Origin of the sequence: Pantoea sp. S61, from assembly GCF_016625145.1 — a bacterium.
GTDB classification, from domain to species: domain Bacteria; phylum Pseudomonadota; class Gammaproteobacteria; order Enterobacterales; family Enterobacteriaceae; genus Pantoea; species Pantoea rwandensis_B.
The window spans coordinates 101,570-118,641 of record NZ_JACVUO010000014.1 but is presented as its reverse complement, the minus strand read 5'-3'; the positions used below and the strand labels follow the sequence as shown (position 1 = coordinate 118,641).

General features: G+C 54.5%; 16 protein-coding genes. 3 read left to right on the top strand and 13 right to left on the bottom strand.

Annotated features, from left to right (window positions below):
• Positions 1-218: 218 nt before the first annotated feature.
• Complete coding sequence (locus tag IAE30_RS22170; RefSeq protein WP_200681032.1) at positions 219-2,480, bottom strand: molybdopterin-dependent oxidoreductase; 2,262 nt, start codon at positions 2,478-2,480, stop codon at positions 219-221.
• A 197-nt stretch (positions 2,481-2,677) separates the two neighbouring features.
• On the opposite strand from IAE30_RS22170, the gene galR reads away from it, so the two are divergent.
• On the top strand, positions 2,678-3,679 hold the full coding sequence (gene galR, locus IAE30_RS22165) for an HTH-type transcriptional regulator GalR (protein ID WP_038645057.1): 1,002 nt from the start codon (positions 2,678-2,680) through the stop codon (positions 3,677-3,679).
• Positions 3,680-3,833: 154 nt separating this feature from the next.
• Here galR and IAE30_RS22160 read toward each other — a convergent pair whose 3' ends face one another.
• Together IAE30_RS22160 and lysA are read right to left on the bottom strand one after the other, a co-directional pair.
• Entirely contained in the window at positions 3,834-4,286 is a 453-nt protein-coding gene (locus IAE30_RS22160) for a GNAT family N-acetyltransferase (RefSeq protein ID WP_200681031.1), read from the bottom strand.
• Positions 4,283-5,536 carry a diaminopimelate decarboxylase gene (lysA, locus tag IAE30_RS22155; RefSeq protein ID WP_200681030.1) on the bottom strand — a complete coding sequence of 418 codons (1,254 nt, stop codon included), beginning with the start codon at positions 5,534-5,536 and terminating at the stop codon, positions 4,283-4,285. Before lysA ends, IAE30_RS22160 begins: the two co-directional genes overlap by 4 nt.
• Before the next feature lie 110 nt (positions 5,537-5,646).
• On the opposite strand from lysA, the gene IAE30_RS22150 reads away from it, so the two are divergent.
• A complete protein-coding gene (locus tag IAE30_RS22150) occupies positions 5,647-6,567 on the top strand; it encodes a LysR family transcriptional regulator (protein WP_038645051.1) in 921 nt (306 codons plus the stop codon).
• Here IAE30_RS22150 and IAE30_RS22145 read toward each other — a convergent pair.
• Positions 6,564-7,727: an MFS transporter gene (locus IAE30_RS22145; RefSeq protein WP_200681029.1), complete on the bottom strand. Its 1,164-nt coding sequence runs from the start codon at positions 7,725-7,727 to the stop codon at positions 6,564-6,566. The genes IAE30_RS22150 and IAE30_RS22145 overlap by 4 nt on opposite strands.
• A 483-nt stretch (positions 7,728-8,210) precedes the next feature.
• Between IAE30_RS22145 and IAE30_RS22140 the strand changes: the two genes are divergently transcribed.
• Complete coding sequence (locus IAE30_RS22140) at positions 8,211-8,837, top strand: serine protease (RefSeq protein ID WP_200681028.1); 627 nt, start codon at positions 8,211-8,213, stop codon at positions 8,835-8,837.
• Between the two features lie 36 nt (positions 8,838-8,873).
• Here the strand turns inward: IAE30_RS22140 and IAE30_RS22135 are convergent, their stop codons facing one another.
• The 9 genes from IAE30_RS22135 to IAE30_RS22100 all read right to left on the bottom strand — a co-directional run bounded on the left by IAE30_RS22135 (position 8,874) and on the right by IAE30_RS22100 (position 17,068).
• Complete coding sequence (locus IAE30_RS22135; RefSeq protein WP_200681027.1) at positions 8,874-9,974, bottom strand: adhesin; 1,101 nt, start codon at positions 9,972-9,974, stop codon at positions 8,874-8,876.
• A 9-nt stretch (positions 9,975-9,983) separates the two neighbouring features.
• Positions 9,984-12,554: a fimbria/pilus outer membrane usher protein gene (locus IAE30_RS22130; RefSeq protein WP_200681026.1), complete on the bottom strand. Its 2,571-nt coding sequence runs from the start codon at positions 12,552-12,554 to the stop codon at positions 9,984-9,986.
• 2 nt (positions 12,555-12,556) lie between these two features.
• Positions 12,557-13,027, bottom strand: a complete 471-nt coding sequence (locus tag IAE30_RS30130; protein ID WP_234472840.1) for a molecular chaperone — start codon at positions 13,025-13,027, stop codon at positions 12,557-12,559.
• 7 nt (positions 13,028-13,034) lie between these two features.
• The gene (locus tag IAE30_RS30125) at positions 13,035-13,367 is read right to left on the bottom strand and encodes a hypothetical protein (RefSeq protein ID WP_234472839.1); all 333 of its coding nucleotides are present in this window, start codon (positions 13,365-13,367) and stop codon (positions 13,035-13,037) included.
• Positions 13,364-14,092, bottom strand: coding sequence for a molecular chaperone (locus IAE30_RS22120; protein ID WP_200681025.1), 729 nt, complete (start codon positions 14,090-14,092; stop codon positions 13,364-13,366). Before IAE30_RS22120 ends, IAE30_RS30125 begins: the two co-directional genes overlap by 4 nt.
• Positions 14,093-14,101: 9 nt before the next feature.
• Positions 14,102-14,665 carry a fimbrial protein gene (locus tag IAE30_RS22115; RefSeq protein WP_200681024.1) on the bottom strand — a complete coding sequence of 188 codons (564 nt, stop codon included), beginning with the start codon at positions 14,663-14,665 and terminating at the stop codon, positions 14,102-14,104.
• Positions 14,640-15,407, bottom strand: a complete 768-nt coding sequence (locus IAE30_RS22110; protein WP_200681023.1) for a molecular chaperone — start codon at positions 15,405-15,407, stop codon at positions 14,640-14,642. Before IAE30_RS22110 ends, IAE30_RS22115 begins: the two co-directional genes overlap by 26 nt.
• Positions 15,407-15,982, bottom strand: coding sequence for a fimbrial protein (locus tag IAE30_RS22105; protein WP_038645038.1), 576 nt, complete (start codon positions 15,980-15,982; stop codon positions 15,407-15,409). Before IAE30_RS22105 ends, IAE30_RS22110 begins: the two co-directional genes overlap by 1 nt.
• Before the next feature lie 414 nt (positions 15,983-16,396).
• Positions 16,397-17,068, bottom strand: a complete 672-nt coding sequence (locus tag IAE30_RS22100) for a DUF1989 domain-containing protein (RefSeq protein WP_038645037.1) — start codon at positions 17,066-17,068, stop codon at positions 16,397-16,399.
• Positions 17,069-17,072 lie beyond the last annotated feature (4 nt).

The window sequence follows — 17,072 nt, the reverse complement described above, 5'->3', positions numbered from 1 at the left end:
TTGACAGGAAAACTGTGTTTCAGTTCGTTAGCGCGAGCGACAGGCAAAAAAAACCTGCGCATCTGCGCAGGTCGGTGTAATCAAGAAAACTTTTTGATGTTCACCCATCAATACCTCTGGGACCCTGACTGTAGCAAGGTGGCATGACGGTTCTCCATCTCTCAAACGCAACAGTTACCCGCAAAATGTAACCAGCGGTGAGATTGTTAGCACCCCATTCACATCAGGTGTTTTTTGATTTCCACCAGGCAACTCATGGCGTTAGGGCCTTGCGTCAGTGACGAGGTGCCAATGTCCAGCGTCAGCACATTGGGGTTACCGGCACGGTCCCACGGCTGCCAGGCACGGCCGAATCCGGGATCAAACCAGGCGCCGGTGGAGATAATCACCACACCTGGCATTAAGCCATCGGTCATACGCACACCGGCCAGCATACGGCCACGCGCATTACTGACTTCGATTTCGTCGCCATCCACAATCCCACGCGCACTGGCGTCCTGCGGATGCATATATAAGGTTTCACGTCCGGCAGTTTTATTCGCCTGCACCGTGGCAGTCGCGTCCATCTGGCTGTGCAGCCGATCCGAGGGCTGAATCGAGATCATATGCAGCGGGAAATCCTCGCTCAGCGGTGCGCCCAACCACTCCTGCGGCTCACGCCATTCAGGATGTCCGGCAAAATCTTCCAGTTGATAATCGGCGATGGTCTGGCAGAACAGCTCGATTTTGCCACTGGCGGTCTGGATCAGATGGGCCTGCGGGTTGGCGCGGAAATCATCCATAAACACGTACGGCTTGCCGCCTTCCGGGATCTCAACAAAGCCGCGCTGCCAGAATTCACCAAACTCCGGGAAGTGAATATCTTTGCGCGCGTGCGCCACCGCACACTGCTGATACAGGTGTTCAATCCACTGCATCTCATTGCGCCCTTCGGTGAAGACATCGCGATAACCGAGGCGATCGGCGATATCTGCAAAGATATCGAAATCGTTACGCGCCTGATGTTGCGGTTTCACCGCCTGATGCATCGCAAACACAAAGCGATCGCGTGAAGATCCGCCGATGTCGTTGCGCTCCAGCGTGGTGGTGGCAGGCAACACGATATCCGCCATCTGCGCCGCCGGGGTCCAGACGATATCCTGCACGATCACGGTATCCGGGCGCTGCCAGCCTTCCACCAGGCGGTTGAGCTGCTGATGGTGGTGGAACGGATTGCCACCCGCCCAGTGCACCAGATGGATATCGGGATAGTGCAGGGTTTCGCCCTGGAAATTGTAAGGCTGGCCGGGATTAAGCAGCATATCGCTGATGCGCGCGACCGGAATCGAGAAGTTGCCGGGATTCGGCCCGGTGCTCATCATCGGCGCGGGCCCTTCCTGACGCGGATTACCGACGCTGTTCATCGAACCGTGACCAAAGGAGAAACCGCCGCCCGGCAAGCCTGGCTGACCCAGCATCGAGGAGAGTGCGATCATCATCCAGTACGGCTGCTCACCGCGATGAGCACGCTGTACCGAGTAAGAACAGGTGATAAAGCTGCGTTTGCCAATCAGCTGCTGTGCCAGCAACGCGATACGCGCCGCCGGAATCCCGGTGATGGCACTCGCCCACGCCGGCGTTTTGGCGATACCGTCGCTCTCGCCTAACAGATATTCTCGCAGTTGCGGCCAGCCGGTGCAGTGGCTGGCAAGGAAGCTTTCGTCCAGCGCATTGCGGCGCGTAATCTCATAACCGAGCGCCAGCATCAGCGCCACATCGGTATTCGGGCGAATCGGAATCCACTCAGCATTGACGAAGGCTGGGCAGTCATCGCGCATCGGGCTGATGTTGATGATCGGTGTGCCTTTGGCGGTGAGCTGCTCCAGTGCCGGTTTCAGGCTGTGCTGTCCGGCCCCGCCCGACGCCACTTGGGCATTTTTCAGCGCCAGGCCACCGAAGGCGATAAAGATGTCGGCATGTTCCACTACGCTCGGCCAGTCGGTGACGCGGCCGGTGAGCGGCATATAGGTGCCAATCACATACGGCAGGAAGAACTGCGCTGCGCCCCAGCTGTAGTTGCCCTGCTGGTCCACCCCGCCGCCGCCCTGGAAGTAGAAACGACGGATCAGGGTGCGCGCATGGTTAACGCGTCCCGCCGAGGACCAGCCGTAGGAGCCGTTGAAAATACCCGATGCGCCGTAGCGATCGCGCACGCGGCGATTCTCTTCAGCCACCAGATCCAGTGCGGTATCCCAATCCACGGCGACAAAATCTTCACGACCACGCAGCGTGCGATCGCTGTTCTCACGCGACTTTAGCCATGAACGACGTACCATTGGCTGGCGGATACGCTTATCCGAGTAGACCAGTTCCGGGATGGTGTTGAGCATCGGCGAGGGATCGGCGTCAGCAAAAAAGGGTTCACAGCCAATCAGGCGGTCGTTTTCCGTGACGGCAGTAAATGCGCCCCAGTGCGCCAGGTGTGGCACGCGTGTTTTCATGGTTATTGGGTCCGGCAGGCAGGTGTGAATCGTGCTGGTAGCATACCATGAGGCGATAGCAGGGCTAAAGCCAGTCTGTGACCGCCTGATTTTCCGCACTTTTGCGACAGCGCTGGCATTCTCGCGGGTTGCTACAGGTACTGTTTTCCGTAACACTGATGGGATGTGTAAACGTTTTCCCGGATGCAAGTAACCGCATGGCTACCATTAAGGATGTTGCCCGCATGGCCGGGGTATCGGTCGCGACCGTTTCCCGCGTCATCAATAATTCGCCCAAAGCCAGCGAGAGTTCACGCCTCGCCGTGACCCAGGCAATGGAGCAGTTGCAGTATCACCCGAACGCCAATGCACGCGCGCTGGCGCAGCAATCCACCGAAACCCTTGGTCTGGTGGTGGGTGATGTTTCCGACCCCTTTTTTGGCGCTATGGTCAAAGCGGTTGATGAAGTCGCAGGCGCAACCGGTAACTTTCTGCTGATTGGTAACGGTTACCATGTCGAGCAAAAAGAACGTCAGGCGATTGAGCAACTGATGCGCCATCGCTGTGATGCGTTGGTGGTGCACGCCAAAAAAATTCCTGACGCCGATCTGGAAGTGCTGATGAAGCAGGTGCCGGGTATGGTGCTGCTGAATCGCCTGCTGAAAGGCTTTGAGTCGCGCTGTATCGCGCTGGATGACCGTTACGGTGCCTGGCTGGCGACACGCCATCTGATCCAACAAGGCCATACGCAAATCGCCTTTATCTGCTCGACCCACCCGATTTCTGACTCCGAAGACCGCCTGCAGGGCTATTACGATGCGCTAAAAGAGCACGGTTTACCGTCTAACGACCGCTTAGTGGCGTGGGGCGAGCCGGATGAAGTCGGGGGTGAACAAGCGATGACGGAATTGCTGGGGCGCGGTAAGCAGTTCACGGCGGTGGCCTGTTACAACGATTCAATGGCCGCCGGTGCGCTGGCAGTGCTGAGCGACAACGGTATTCGCGTGCCGGAAGAGATGTCACTGATTGGTTTTGATGATGTGCTGGTCTCACGCTATGTGCGTCCACGTTTAACTACGGTGCGTTACCCGATTGTCACCATGGCGCAGCAGGCGGCACAGCTGGCACTGGCGTTAGCCAACGGCACGGAAATGCCGGAAGTGACCAATATGTTTAGCCCGACGCTGGTAAGAAGGCATTCGGTGAGCGGGCCAGGTTGATAGAGATAAAGCGCCGTACAATGTGTTGCGGCGCAATTTTTTGCGCATCGGCCAGTAACGCTATCGCTGCGAATGAGCGCGATAAATCCCGCCGCTAAGGTTCACAGCGAAAAGTTAAAGCACCGTGTGATGTGTAGCGGCGGTCGGTGACGAATCACAAATCCTGCGAATAAACCTTCACCCGCACATCCGGGAACTCCAGCGCGTCACACTGATACTGCCAGCCAAAGCGCTCATAGTAGCCGCCGAAAGTTGACCACAGCCACAGCTTTTCATGCCCGCGCTCGCGGGCATAATTCAACACATGCTGCTGCAGCGCTTCGCTCAAGCCATTGCCGCGCGCAGGTTCATCCACATACAACGCGGCAATCCACGGATAGAGATCCTGACGGCTGATCAAATCACAGCGCCAGAACCCGACCGTGCCCAACGGCACATCGCCATCCAGCGCCACAAAGGTCACCGGATACTCGGCGCCGTTCAGACTGCTGCGCACAATGCTGTCGTAAAATTCGCGGGATGTTCCCTCGCCAAACGCCTGCCACAGCCAGTCGGTGATATGGCTGGCGTGATGTGGGACTTCACTGAGTGGAACAATCTTGATCACATCAGCTCCAGCGCCAACAGCTCCTGAATGGTCTGCGCACGACGAATCTCACGCGGGCTGCCGTTCTCGAACAGCACTTCCGGAATCAGCGGACGGCTGTTGTAGTTGGACGACATCGATGCGCCGTACGCGCCGGTATCGTGGAACACCAGATAATCGCCGACCTGCGTGGCTGGCAACGCACGGGTTTCGACTTTACCGCCTTCCAGTTGGGTGAACACATCGCCCGACTCGCACAGCGGACCGGCCACCACGCTCTCAACGGTTGCGTCGCTCAGCGCGCGACCATCGGCTGGCAGCACGGAAATATGGTGATAGCTGCCGTACATGGATGGACGCATCAGATCGCTGAAACCGGCATCCACCAGCACAAAGTGACGGCTGCCCATCTCCTTAACCGCACGCACCTGAGACACCAGTACGCCAGACTCTGCCACCAGGAAACGGCCAGGTTCAATTTCCAGTTTCACCGGATGACCGAGATGCGCCGCGATGCGGTCACGCGCACCACTCCACAAGCCGAAATAGTGCTGCGTATCAATGGCTTCTTCGCCGAAACGGTATGGAATCGACAAACCACCACCCGCTGAAATGGCTTCCAGATCCTGGCCAAATTCGATGACCTGATCGACCATCGCGTCACACACCTGCTGCAGGTGGCCATAATCGACACCGGAACCAATGTGCATATGCAGGCCCACCAGTTTCAGGCCGTGCTGCTGAATCGCCGCCAGCGCCAGCGGCAGATCACTGTGCCAGATGCCGTGCTTGCTGTTCTCACCACCAGTGTTGGTTTTCTGGCTGTGACCATGACCAAATCCCGGGTTGATGCGCAGCCAGACTTTATGGCCTGGTGATACAGCCCCAAGCTGATGCAACATGTCTACGGAACCGGCGTTGACCGGCACTTTCAATTCCGCGATACGCGCCAGGGTTGGCTGATCAAAAACGTCAGCGGTAAAGACGATATCTTCGCCACCCGGTTGGAAACCGGCGGCCAGGGCGCGTTCAATTTCACCCAGTGAAACGGAATCTACTTTTACGCCAGCGGCACGCATCAGACGCAGAATGTGAATGTTTGAGCAGGCTTTTTGCGCGAAACGCACCACGTCAAAGGCGCTCAACTGCGCAATACGCTGCTGAATAATCGCGGCATCGTAAGCCCAGAATGGCCCAGCATAGCGCTGCGCCAGCGGCAATAAATTGTCGGCGGTCAGTGCCGTTTCGGTGTTGTTCAGTGGACGTGGCATCTTAATTCTCCTGTGTCTTTGCGGTTATTTAGCCACAGCCAATCGATTCAGAAAAATATCTGTTTTAGGGTCAGCTATGCAAATATGATATGGAATTGCAGAGAGGATTTATGGCAAAGATTAACTGGCGACATATCGAAATTTTTCATGCGGTGATGACCAGCGGCAACCTGACGCAGGCGGCTGCATTGCTGCATACTTCACAGCCGACGGTGAGCCGCGAGCTGGCGCGGCTGGAGCAGCAGCTGGGTCTGGAGCTGTTTGAGCGAGTGCGTGGACGTTTGCAGCCCACGGTGCAGGGTTTACGGCTGTATGAAGAAGTTCAGCGATCCTGGTACGGCTTAGACCGCATCATGGATGCCGCCGAAGGTTTGCGCCAGTTCCGCCAGGGTGAGCTGTCGATTGCCTGCTTGCCAGTATTTTCGCAATCGCTGTTACCTCCCCTGCTACAGCCTTTCCTGCAACGCTATCCGCAGGTTAGCCTGAACATCATTCCGCAGGAGTCGCCGCTGCTGGAAGAGTGGCTGTCGGCACAGCGCTACGATCTGGGTCTGACCGAAACCCAGCATGCCCCGGCAGGCACCGAGCGCGTACCGCTGCTGACCTGCGATGAAGTGTGCGTGCTGCCGCCACACCATCCGCTGTGCCAGCGTGAGGTGCTGACGCCGCAAGATTTTCAGGGGGAGAATTACGTCAGCTTGTCGCGCAGTGATAGCTATCGCCAGCTGTTGGATTCGCTGTTTCATGAACAAGAAGTGGAGCGCCGTCTGGTACTGGAAACACACAGTGCGGCATCGGTGTGCGCGATGGTGCGCGCCGGCGTGGGGATTTCGATTGTGAATCCGCTGACGGCGCTGGATTACGCCGACAGCGGTGTGGTGATGCGTAAATTCAGTGTCGCGGTGCCGTTCACCGTCAGTCTGGTGCGGCCACAGCATCGCCCGGCCTCAGCGCTGGTTGATCACTTCTGCGACCACCTGCAGCAGCAGGTGGCCACCTTTAACCAACGCATTGCTGAGCGTCTGGTTTAAGCGCGTACCGCTTCGCCCTGCCCGCCCGACTTACGGAAGGTGATCAGGCAGATGACCAGACCGACCACCGCCAGTGCAGCGGCGGCGACCGGCACTGACGTCAGGCCGTAGCCTTTATCGATCACCGCGCCGCCGACCCAGGCACCGAGCGCATTACCGACATTGAACGCAGAGATATTCAGCGTGGAGACCAGGTTAGGTGCGTCTTTACCGTGGCGCACCACATTAATCTGCAAGCCCGGTACGGTAGCGAAGGTCGCCATCGCCCACAGGAACAGCGTGATCTCCGCCAGCCACAGCGCGTGGCTGGTCCAGCTGAACAGCAGCGAGAACACCGCAATCAGCACAAAGCTAAGAATCAGGCTGAAGGAGACTTTCCAGTCGGCCAGCTTGCCGCCGAGGATGTTTCCGACGGTTAAGCCCGCACCAATCAGGAACAGCGTCCAGCTCACGCCGCGATCGGTGATGCCCGTGACCTGCAACAGCAGCGGCGCGATATAGCTAAACAGCGCAAACATCGCAGCAGCAAAGAACACCGTCATCAGCAGCGACAGCCACAGTTTGCCATTCGCCAGCGCGCTGACTTCACTCGCCAGATGCACCGGTTTCTCTTCTTTGTTGGTCGGAAGACTGACAATCAAGGCGATAAAGGCGAGGATGCCGATGATCGCCACGCCCCAGAAGGTGGCGCGCCAGCCAAACAGCTGACCAAACCAGGTACCGAGCGGCACGCCCAGCACGTTGGCGAGAGTTAAGCCGGTGAACATCAACGCCACCGCCGATGCCTGACGGCTAGGTGCCACCAGACTCGCTGCCACCACCGAGCCGATACCAAAGAAGGCGCCGTGGCACAGTGCGGTGACCACACGCGCCAGCATCAGCAGGTTATAGGTGTACGCCAGCGCACACAGCACGTTGCCGATAATAAAGATGATCATTAACAGAATCAGAGTACGTTTACGCGGCAGCTTCGCCGTCAGCAACGCCATGATCGGTGCACCGATGGCCACGCCCAGTGCATAACCACTGATTAGCCATCCTGCTGAAGGAATTGTCACCTGCAAATCGCCCGCCACTTCCGGCAGCAATCCCATAATCACGAATTCCGTGGTGCCGATGGCGAACGCACTCAGCGCCAGCGCCAGTAATGCAACAGGCATAACACACTCTCCTAAAATGTTTTGCAGGCGGGCCGCACGGCGAACGCAATGCGGTTACAACGGACGCATACCCTAATTCTTTTGAGTTGCAGGCAGGGGCAAACGAGACGATCCCGATGAGCTGGCTTAAATCAGGGATTAAAATGAGCGATATCAGCCAACTTATCTGCAACCCAAACGATGACGGGTTTTATTATTTGAACTGCGTCACATTCTGATTAAAGCACAGGCTTGGCAGCTCAACCAGCCTCTGTGCTGCAAGGCATTTTTGCTTGCAACGCAATAATCCCTGCACGGGAAAGTGACTACAGCTGACCACTGAGACAGATGGCACTTTTCACGCTACGCTTGATTCAGCTGTGATCGTTGTCACAGCAATTCAGCTTTCGGCGAGAAATCAATCAGTAAAGGATGCGCGCGCATTGCCGATACCTCAACCAGTTACGCGGTGATGCGGTGTCAAAAAATGCAGGGGGAACACCTATGCGATGGCTGATCGCACTGACAGTGGGTTGCCTGAGCGGCTGCTCCGTGGGGCACTATGAGTACAGCAAAGAAGCCGCAAAACGCGTCGATATGACCGTGACCGGCATTCCTACTGTGCTGGGCATTGGCGCGCTGGGCACCACCATTCCACTGACACCCGAATACAGTTTGACGGCCGCGCACGTGGCGAAATATTCGATGTATCGGGTGAAAGCCTGGCATCCTGAGTGCGATATCGCCGTGGTGTATCACAAGAACAGCGAACCCAATCTTCCCCCGCCGTTCCGCAACAGCCATATCGGCGACAACGTCAATCTATACGGTTACAGCTTTATCTCGGCGATGCCGGTGGCGTCGAGCGGCAAGAATTTGATCAACACCACGCTGGCCAATGACTGGAATAAACCGAGTTGTGTGGTGGTGGCCGCGAATGCCGGTGTAGTGAAAGGCATGTCGGGCGGTGCGGTGTACAACGCCAGCGACGATACGCTGGCGGGGGTAATTGTCGGCTACAGCAGCGCGATTGACGACAATAAAAGCGGTAAGACCTTGTATAAGGATGTGGCGCTGTATGTGCCCTATTCGCGTTTTCAGGTGTGGCTGGACAACGTCGTGAAGTCGTAGTGAACTGACTTCCCCCAACCGTTCTCTCGGGAAGAATCAGTTATAGGTCACCATCATTTCTGCCGTTGCGGTGACGCGGCCGCTGGGTAAATCACTGCCGCCAGAACAGAGCCGCCAGACAAGTGGATGGGAATACGATTGATTTAATTGCGATCGGTAAATCTCGCCAATTTTAATTTCTGCATTGTCAAAGGTGATGCCCTGATTGGTACCGCAGCGGCCATCATAGGTGACGCCACCAAGGCTGCCGGTAATATAGCCACCACCCTGATCAAGTTTCAGACGATATTTATTACCTTCGTGCAAACCGCTTAATGCTTTAAAACGCACATTAATATTCGTGTCAATGCCGCGACCAGCATCCTGGGTGCAGGTCACGCCCATATGGTGATTCACTTTTGCCAGCTCACTATCTTTTTTGAAATTCTGTTCCGCCGCGCCGAAATTAATGGTGGTCGGCGTATTGATAGTGCATTCCAGCGTGGATACACGAATCGGAATGGCGGCAGGGATGACGATGTTATATAGCGTTCCGCCACCTAGCGACATCGCGCGCATTATCGGGATACTCGGCGAACCCGTTTTTTGCGTGCCATCGGTGACCAGCATCCACTCGCCGCGTATTTCATAGCTTTTGTTACCGGCATCCCTAAAAAAACCATAGTCTGTTTTATCAACGGGAGAAAGGCACCAGTGATAAGGAATAGTACCGGGGCTGGTCATGCTGTAGCCCAGATTCGTGGTTGCATAACTGCCTTCCGGGGTGATTTTTCCCGTCAGGATTTCATGCTGATAACTCCCATTGCGATATCCGGTATAGCTGGCTGTTGCGGTAACGTTGGGTGCTAAACCAATACCCTGCGCAATCGGCAACGCCCAGATGCCGTTGATTTGTTTTAAATCCCCCTGAGTAGCACAGCGTAAATGAGGCCCAATCGCCGCCACGCCGGTGCTGGCAAAAGCATCACTATAGACTTGAGGCTGAGTCTCACTGACATTAATCAGCAGCCCGGTCGGGAATATCCCTTTATCTTTGCCAATGGTGATTTGGCCGCTGGCAATATGCGGCTGTAAAGTGAAAAGAAGCGCTGCACTAAGCATGCTGATTTTCACGCTGGAGCCGGTTTTTAGTTTCATGGTTTTCCCCTATTCGCACTCTGCTTTCACAATACGAATCGGGTTATTCGCGGAGGGAGCAGAAATATTCTTGAGATTAAATTTCACCTGACATTGCTGTTCTGAACGTTTACCCCATTTGACCAACAGCCTGCCCTGCTCGGGTAATCCGCTCATATACAGTTGACCGGCATCGCCGACCAGGCCGCTGTTCACTTCGCTATCCGTCACGTCAATCACGCTTGCGGTCGCATCAAAAGGAATCGACTTGTCACGGCGCTGTAGTGTCAGTAATGCCTGATAACCCACCTTCGTGGCGAAGTTCGCTCGAACAACCGCACCTTTAGTGGGATAGACCGCCACGCTAGAGTCGGTGAGATCGACGTTTTCTGGCAGGGTAGAAGGATCCAGTGAAATATTGTTGAGCTGATAGTTGGTGAGATAAGGCACCACCGCAAAACCACGGCTGTCGATATAGCTGCCACCGTTGCCCACTTTCGCGCCCTGAGAACCCGGCGCACTAATAATGGCCACCGAGTTGCCAACCATTTTGCTGAGCGTCAGCCCTTCAGGGTGCAAAACAAACGCGCCGTTACCGCCGAGATTCATCGATTGGCTACCGCCTGAACGACTGTAACCGGAAGCCAGCGAGCCTTTACTTCCCGCATAAGCCAGGCTCAGTGACTGATGACTGCGTTGCTGTTGTTCGTTAGCCCAGCCCTGCATCACGCCATACGTCAGACGGCTGTCGAGCGCATTGCCGCTGATACCGGCCAGCTGCTGAACCTGACCACGATTATTGTGACTGGCCTGATAACTGGCATAGGTTTGACTCATGGCTGAGCGGGATGAAAACAGACTGAATGGAACGGTCGTATTGAAGGTAAGCGTGCGATTCTCCGGCCATTCGCCGTTGCCTTTGGTGCGCTCAATGTTATACGCCAGAGTGTAATTAATTCCGCGATAGCTACCGTTAAAGCCTGATGACAACGAATTGATGACCTGACTTCTGCCCCAGTAGTCGGTTCGTGAGGTGGAGAGATAGGCAGAACCGATGGCCCCGAGGGATTGACTGAGTCGGGCCTGAAAACTGGAACGCTGGCGATCGCGTGTCCACGGCGCCAAATCGTCATTGAGGCGAAAACCGCTGTTATTGTAATCAGCGAAACTGTAATAGCGACGAGTGGAATAGCGATAGGCCGCCAGATCGATTGCAGTGCCGGTACTCAGCAAACTTTTGGCATAGCGCAGACGATAAGATTGCCCATTTTGCGTGCTGTTGCTCCCGACAACCTTTGCATTGGAAGAGGTGATGTCAGCAGATATCGCGCCGATTGCACCGAGAGAAATTCCGCTTCCCGCCACCCATGAGTGATAGTCGCGCGATAATAGTGCTCCGCCATACAGCGTAGTATTGAAAGGTAAGCCATAAATTGCCGTTGCCTGAACAAAACGCGCAGCCAACGTGCCATTGGTCAATCCGCCATCATAACGACCGGCGGTGACCTCATACTTCAGGCTACCGGGGCGGCGCATAACCGGTACGGTAGAGACCGGAATAGTCTGGCTGTGCACGCGACCATCAGCCTCGGTAACATTCACGATCAGGTCACCGCCCGACCCCATCTGCCCAAGGTCTTCCAGACGAAACGGCCCCGGAGCGACATACGTCTGATAGATAATATTGTTGTTCTGCAGGACCGTGACGCGCGCGTTGCTTTGCGCAATCCCCTCAATCACGGGCGCAAAGCCCCGCATCACGTACGGCAGCATCTCATCCTGCGAGTTCAGCTTCATGCCGCGGAAAGGCACACTGTTAAACACGTCACTGGCGGTACTGCTTTCTCCTGCCATGACCTCTGCTTTCCACGCGACAACATCACGCATGAGATAAGTATTGGCGAACTGAAATTTCTGCTGCGTCACGCTATTCCCAGTACCGAACTGACTCTGTGCGCGGTACCAATACAGATTGCTGCGCACCCGCCAGGCACCATAATTAGCCCCGCCGCTTAGGTTGCCAAACAGGTTGGAACTGGACCCTCGTTTTTCCTGCAAGGTGCGACTGCCGTTCAGGCTGTAATTCATGACAATTGCGGGAATACCGTGATCCCATTTTTCAGGTTTGATGGCGCTCAACGCGCTCGGCTGCATGGCAATTTGCGGAATACTGAGATCAAGCTGTAATGCAGAAAAATCAAACTTCACTCGCGCATGTTCAATCAGATTGCTTAATTGCGTGACGGGCTTATCCGCAGGCCAATCACGAAAAGCCGGTAAACCCTGCACGTTGACGCCCATTTGCTGAAGAAAGTCCGGCGTTAATTGCGCGACCACATTGCCACTGTTATCCGCTGCAAAAGCGATGGTGAACTGACCGACTTCATTCTGGTTAACAACGACCGTCACCAAATAAGTCCCCGCAGGCACTTTACCGGACGTTGCAAAGGCGCTCAGATCGAGTTCCTGAACATCAACGCCACTCAGTGTTAAAAATGCGGGATCAAAATAGTCTGCTGCATAAACTTCTTCGGGTTGCAGAACAAAAGTCACACTCGCCAGCAAGGCAAGCAGTCTGGGTTTGGGATGTTGTAATGTCATTTTTATCCGTTAACGACCGTCTCGACAGCGGCTTTTTTTTTTGGTGAGTCCTGGTGCTTCAGTGGTGTCAGCCAGGTGTCTTCATCAATTAATTGCCAGGTCACCTGACCTTGCGTGCCGGAGGGAAAATGGTATCCGCGCTCGCCTTTGGGAGGCACCATCAGGCGCCGTTGCGCTTTATCTAAGTCGTGGCTGCCCACACGCAGCATCGCGAACGTGAGCCAGTAGGGCGTGGGGTTGATGGCAATCAACTGATTGCCCTGCTTGCGAAAACGTAACGCATTCGATGCTTCTTCCACCGCATACCGCTTAAGCCCTTCCGGACGAAAAAACACTTTCATGCTGCTCACCACAGCCAGCGTGACGGTGTTGCTTTCAGCGTGCTCTGGTTGCGCGGGAATCGCTTTCATCGTCAGGTAAAAAACGGATTCACGATCGTCAGGTAGCGGCACATCGTTGCGTCGAATGCGCAAAGTGACATCACTGTGGGCATCCAGACGCTCTAACGGCGGGGGTTGCTATAAAGGGCAGCAGAAGATTGGCGCGATTATCGATATCCACATCACCCGTTTGGGCATCAACCGGACGGATCAGCGACTGCAATAACCACGCATTATCCGTTTTGTTGTAGAGGGTCTGCGTCACGCCCGACAGCGAGGTGGCGGTGAAAATGACACGTGTGTTGTAAAAGCTGATGCCAGTAGATTGAACCTCCTCTTCAGACGCCTTCGCCGTTGGCAAAACCGTGAGATTTAAGCAAAGTAAGCCCAGCGTCATCAGAGAACGACGCAGTAAGAAAGATGATCTCATCATGACTCCGTGGAGGGTCTAATCGCTGACTGACAAACGGGATGTAAGCTGCCGAAATCGTTTACCGCCTGCCAGCGCACGTGATTACCACTGCCAGCAATGAATTGAACACTGTGCGGTGCCAACATCATCGGCTGTGCGTCCAGATTGTGCGGTTTCCCATCGAATGTGAGCGTGCGCAGCGTGACATGCCAGCGCGAGGGGTTTTCAACCCGAATCTGGCGGTTGTTCTGGCTGAAGCGCAACAGGCAACTGACGTTGACCGGCGGTTCACCCAAAGCTGCGGGGCGGTAAAACATTTTCAGATTAAAACGCATGCTCACGGCCGTTTGCTGTGCAGCAGCACTCTGCTGCTGACTGGCGGGTATGGCCTGGATTGAGAGATAAAACACCGACTCTTTATCTTCAGCTAACGCGATGCCCTGGGAGAGAATGCGTAACGTCTGTTCCGTACCTGCTTCCAGACGGTATAACGGCGGCGTGATGAGGAACGGTGCTGGCTTGTTATCCTGGCTTGATGTGACGACCAGGCTTTGAATCAACCATGCTTTATCGCTGCGGTTCTTCACCGTCAGCGTTTGTAACTTATCGCTCGCGTTATAAATGACCCGGGTGTGGTTGAAACTAATGCCTCCCTTATCACCCAGCAGCGCGCCAAAGGCAGTGTTGCTCAGCAGCAGAAAGCTGAACGATCCCAAAATCAGGCAGCAAAAACGGTATCGGTTCACCTGATGGCCTCAAAGAAAATCAAGGGTGAAAGTGACGCTAGCGACCACTTGTCCACCTCTGGCGTTAGCGCACTGGGTGGCATCACCACAAGTCAGTCCGGCATAAAACGGGAGTTTTTGGTTATCAATATTTCCGCCGGTTTCCGTCAACGAGATGTCATCACTCGGGCTGAGTGCCCTGCTGGCATAAGTGGGTGGTACTGCACTGTTAACCAGCATCACCCCGATGTTTTGCGCCGTAGAGGACGAATTGCGAAACACCCATTTATCCAGCATTTCACCCTGACCGCTGATTCTGATAATCGGGTTACTGACACCCGCGATAGTGCAGTTTTTTATCTCTAATTCGAACGGCTGTGGATTCACCAGGGTGTGTGCCGCCATCTCCGTAGCCAACGTGGTACCCAGGTTCATATGTGATTTGTCCAGGTTAAACTCGCAGGTGCCGTTCACCAGGAAAGCCGTGAAATTCAGCAACAGGGTATCGGCGTCAGAGGGGGGGAGATTCAGCGCTGCAGCCGCCAGTAGCAAGACACAGGCTCGCGACTTACGGCAGTGTTTGACTAAAGGCATGGTAGCCTCCGTGATCGTCAATGCTGACCCACTCCACTTTGCCTTTGGCATTTCTGACAGGCCAGGTATGGCTACCGAAGGGTGGCAGCATTTTTTCTTCGGCGTCATCCAGAGACAGGCGTTTACCTGCCACCCGAATATCGAGAAAACTGACGTGATAAGGCGAAGGGTTACTGATTATCAACCCGCTTCCATTAGCTTCAATTTTGAGATTGCGCTGAGCCGATAAAGCGTCGTCCGCGAGGTTTTTCGGTCGGTAAAAAAGCTTGATGCTTTTACCCACGCCAAAGCGTGTATCCCCTTTAATCAGACGCTGGCTTTCATCATCTTCTTTGCTTAGTGAGGCTGGAATCGCAGTGGTACGGAAATAAAATACAGATTCCCGATCGGTGGGCAATTCAGCCCCACGAAAACGAATACGTACCTGATGCTTGCTCTCAGCTTCCATCCGAAATAACGGCGGGGTGACATCAAAAGGTGCAGCTTGAGTTGATGCACTGAGGCGGCTTACAGAGGATTGCACCAGATAGACATTGGCGTCACCGCGATTGCGTAGCGTAGCGGTAATACTGTTCGCACCTTCAGGATAAATAAGTCGGGTAGAATTAATACCAAAGCCCGCCGCCTGGCTAATTTGCGGATTAATAAGCATAACCAGCGAAATTGAAAGCGGGAGCAGGAAACGAGACATGCTGAATCCTCGATAATAGCGGGCCAACTTGCGCCCGCGCTTATCAATCATTAGTTGTAATCGTACATAAACATAATTGGCGCTGAAACCATGCCACCAGTGATATTTGCAGCCGTACCGGTGTTAGCGACCAGCGCGGCGGTGAAGACCTGCGTCTGACCATTAATATCCCCGACGTTGGCATCTTTACCACCACCCGCAGCGCCTAAGAACTCCACCATACCCACTTTGTCGTAGGCTGAAATAATGTTTGCCCCGGCTTTCAATTGCACACCCGTGGTGGCGGTATCGTTGGCGTTAAAGACATCCGCATCCAGCGGCAGGGTTGGGCCCGTGACAATTAGACCCGCCACGCCAGCTTCGGGGGCGGTCGTGCTCAGGGTGCAATTCTCCAGACTCACGCTGAAAGTGCGTTCACTGCCGGTCACTGCTGTTTTACCCGTTGCAGGAAAATCACTCGCGGAGTAGTTACCCAGGTTCAGGGAGGGTTGGCTCATTTTGACATCACAGGTGCCGTGAGAAACGTTACCGATAATATCGATTTTCCCGCTGGCAGCAGCCTGAGCGGTCGTAGACGCGGCCATCATCAAAACAATGGGCGTCAGAACAAATAAAGACTTACGCATTTTTCTTTCCTTTGCGATTTATACAGGGATGAATTTCCTGCTTAAACTAAGCAGGAAAAAATAAACAACTTAATAAGGCTTGTTATTTCGGGTATCAGAATGATTTTTAATTAATGCTGATTGCGATGATCATCGACCTCTTCATCAGGCGGTGATAATAAAGCAAACATCTTTATCAAGTATTGTCATCGCACAACGAGCTTGTTGTAGTCGACAATTAATTTAACTGTAGGGGGATTACTACAAGAAGGATAAATAAATGAGGGCCATAGGGAGGTGTTATTTAATGCGTACAAACCAACAAGTCATTCTTACAAAAAGATATTACAGAGCCAGGAAGTAATGAGAGAGAGGAGATAACTATTACCCGATATTCCTCTCTTGTAAAAATAATGCGATGTCGGAAAAATGCGCTTACGCTGGCACCCAAGCCCCTTTTAACTGCACCTGCGGGAAACCGGCAGTCAGAATACGCAACTCGGCATCGCGCGGAGTGTTGTCGCCTTGCCCCTGAATGCTGACGATATCCTGCGGGCAGGCCGAGAATGCCACGAAGCAATCCATCTCAGCGCGCAGCACAATGTAATCACCCGGCTTGGTCACCACCGGCAATGTTTTCAGGGTAATACCGTCCGGCTGCACCTGAATATTCATAAAAATATTCAATGACGCCAGATTGCCGTGCGGCAGCTCGACACCTAACTCACGCATACCTTCGAACAGATTATCGTGGCAGTTGCGGTGATACTCGGTGCAGCCCAGCAACTCATAACGACGCGCATCGCAGGCCGCCATGAAGGAGTCATGCACGCCCGGTGAGGTATCCGCCACCAGCGTTAAAATCGGGTGGCGCTGGCTGGTGATAAAGCTGTCACCGACTTTGGGATTGAGACGCTGGTTCCACACACGCGTCGCTTCCATACACATATATTCAGTGACGTCTTCGGCGTTGTACGCCCAGCAATCCACCACTTGCGTACCGTGCAGATTGATCACCTGCACTGCTTCCCCTTTCTTCAATCGCACCGCTTTGCCGTAGCGCGCGGGTATGGTTATCGCTTCACGATGCTGATATTCAGCCGACATAGTG

Coding starts and splice junctions, on each gene's coding strand:
- IAE30_RS22100 (WP_038645037.1), bottom strand. CDS start 17,068: ATGTCGGCTGAATATCAGCATCGTGAAGCGATAACCATACCCGCGCGC.
- IAE30_RS22170 (WP_200681032.1), bottom strand. CDS start 2,480: ATGAAAACACGCGTGCCACACCTGGCGCACTGGGGCGCATTTACTGCC.
- IAE30_RS22105 (WP_038645038.1), bottom strand. CDS start 15,982: ATGCGTAAGTCTTTATTTGTTCTGACGCCCATTGTTTTGATGATGGCC.
- IAE30_RS22145 (WP_200681029.1), bottom strand. CDS start 7,727: ATGCCTGTTGCATTACTGGCGCTGGCGCTGAGTGCGTTCGCCATCGGC.
- lysA (WP_200681030.1), bottom strand. CDS start 5,536: ATGCCACGTCCACTGAACAACACCGAAACGGCACTGACCGCCGACAAT.
- IAE30_RS22130 (WP_200681026.1), bottom strand. CDS start 12,554: ATGACATTACAACATCCCAAACCCAGACTGCTTGCCTTGCTGGCGAGT.
- IAE30_RS22135 (WP_200681027.1), bottom strand. CDS start 9,974: ATGAAACTAAAAACCGGCTCCAGCGTGAAAATCAGCATGCTTAGTGCA.
- IAE30_RS22140 (WP_200681028.1), top strand. CDS start 8,211: ATGCGATGGCTGATCGCACTGACAGTGGGTTGCCTGAGCGGCTGCTCC.
- IAE30_RS22110 (WP_200681023.1), bottom strand. CDS start 15,407: ATGATTGATAAGCGCGGGCGCAAGTTGGCCCGCTATTATCGAGGATTC.
- galR (WP_038645057.1), top strand. CDS start 2,678: ATGGCTACCATTAAGGATGTTGCCCGCATGGCCGGGGTATCGGTCGCG.
- IAE30_RS30125 (WP_234472839.1), bottom strand. CDS start 13,367: ATGATGAGATCATCTTTCTTACTGCGTCGTTCTCTGATGACGCTGGGC.
- IAE30_RS22150 (WP_038645051.1), top strand. CDS start 5,647: ATGGCAAAGATTAACTGGCGACATATCGAAATTTTTCATGCGGTGATG.
- IAE30_RS22115 (WP_200681024.1), bottom strand. CDS start 14,665: ATGCCTTTAGTCAAACACTGCCGTAAGTCGCGAGCCTGTGTCTTGCTA.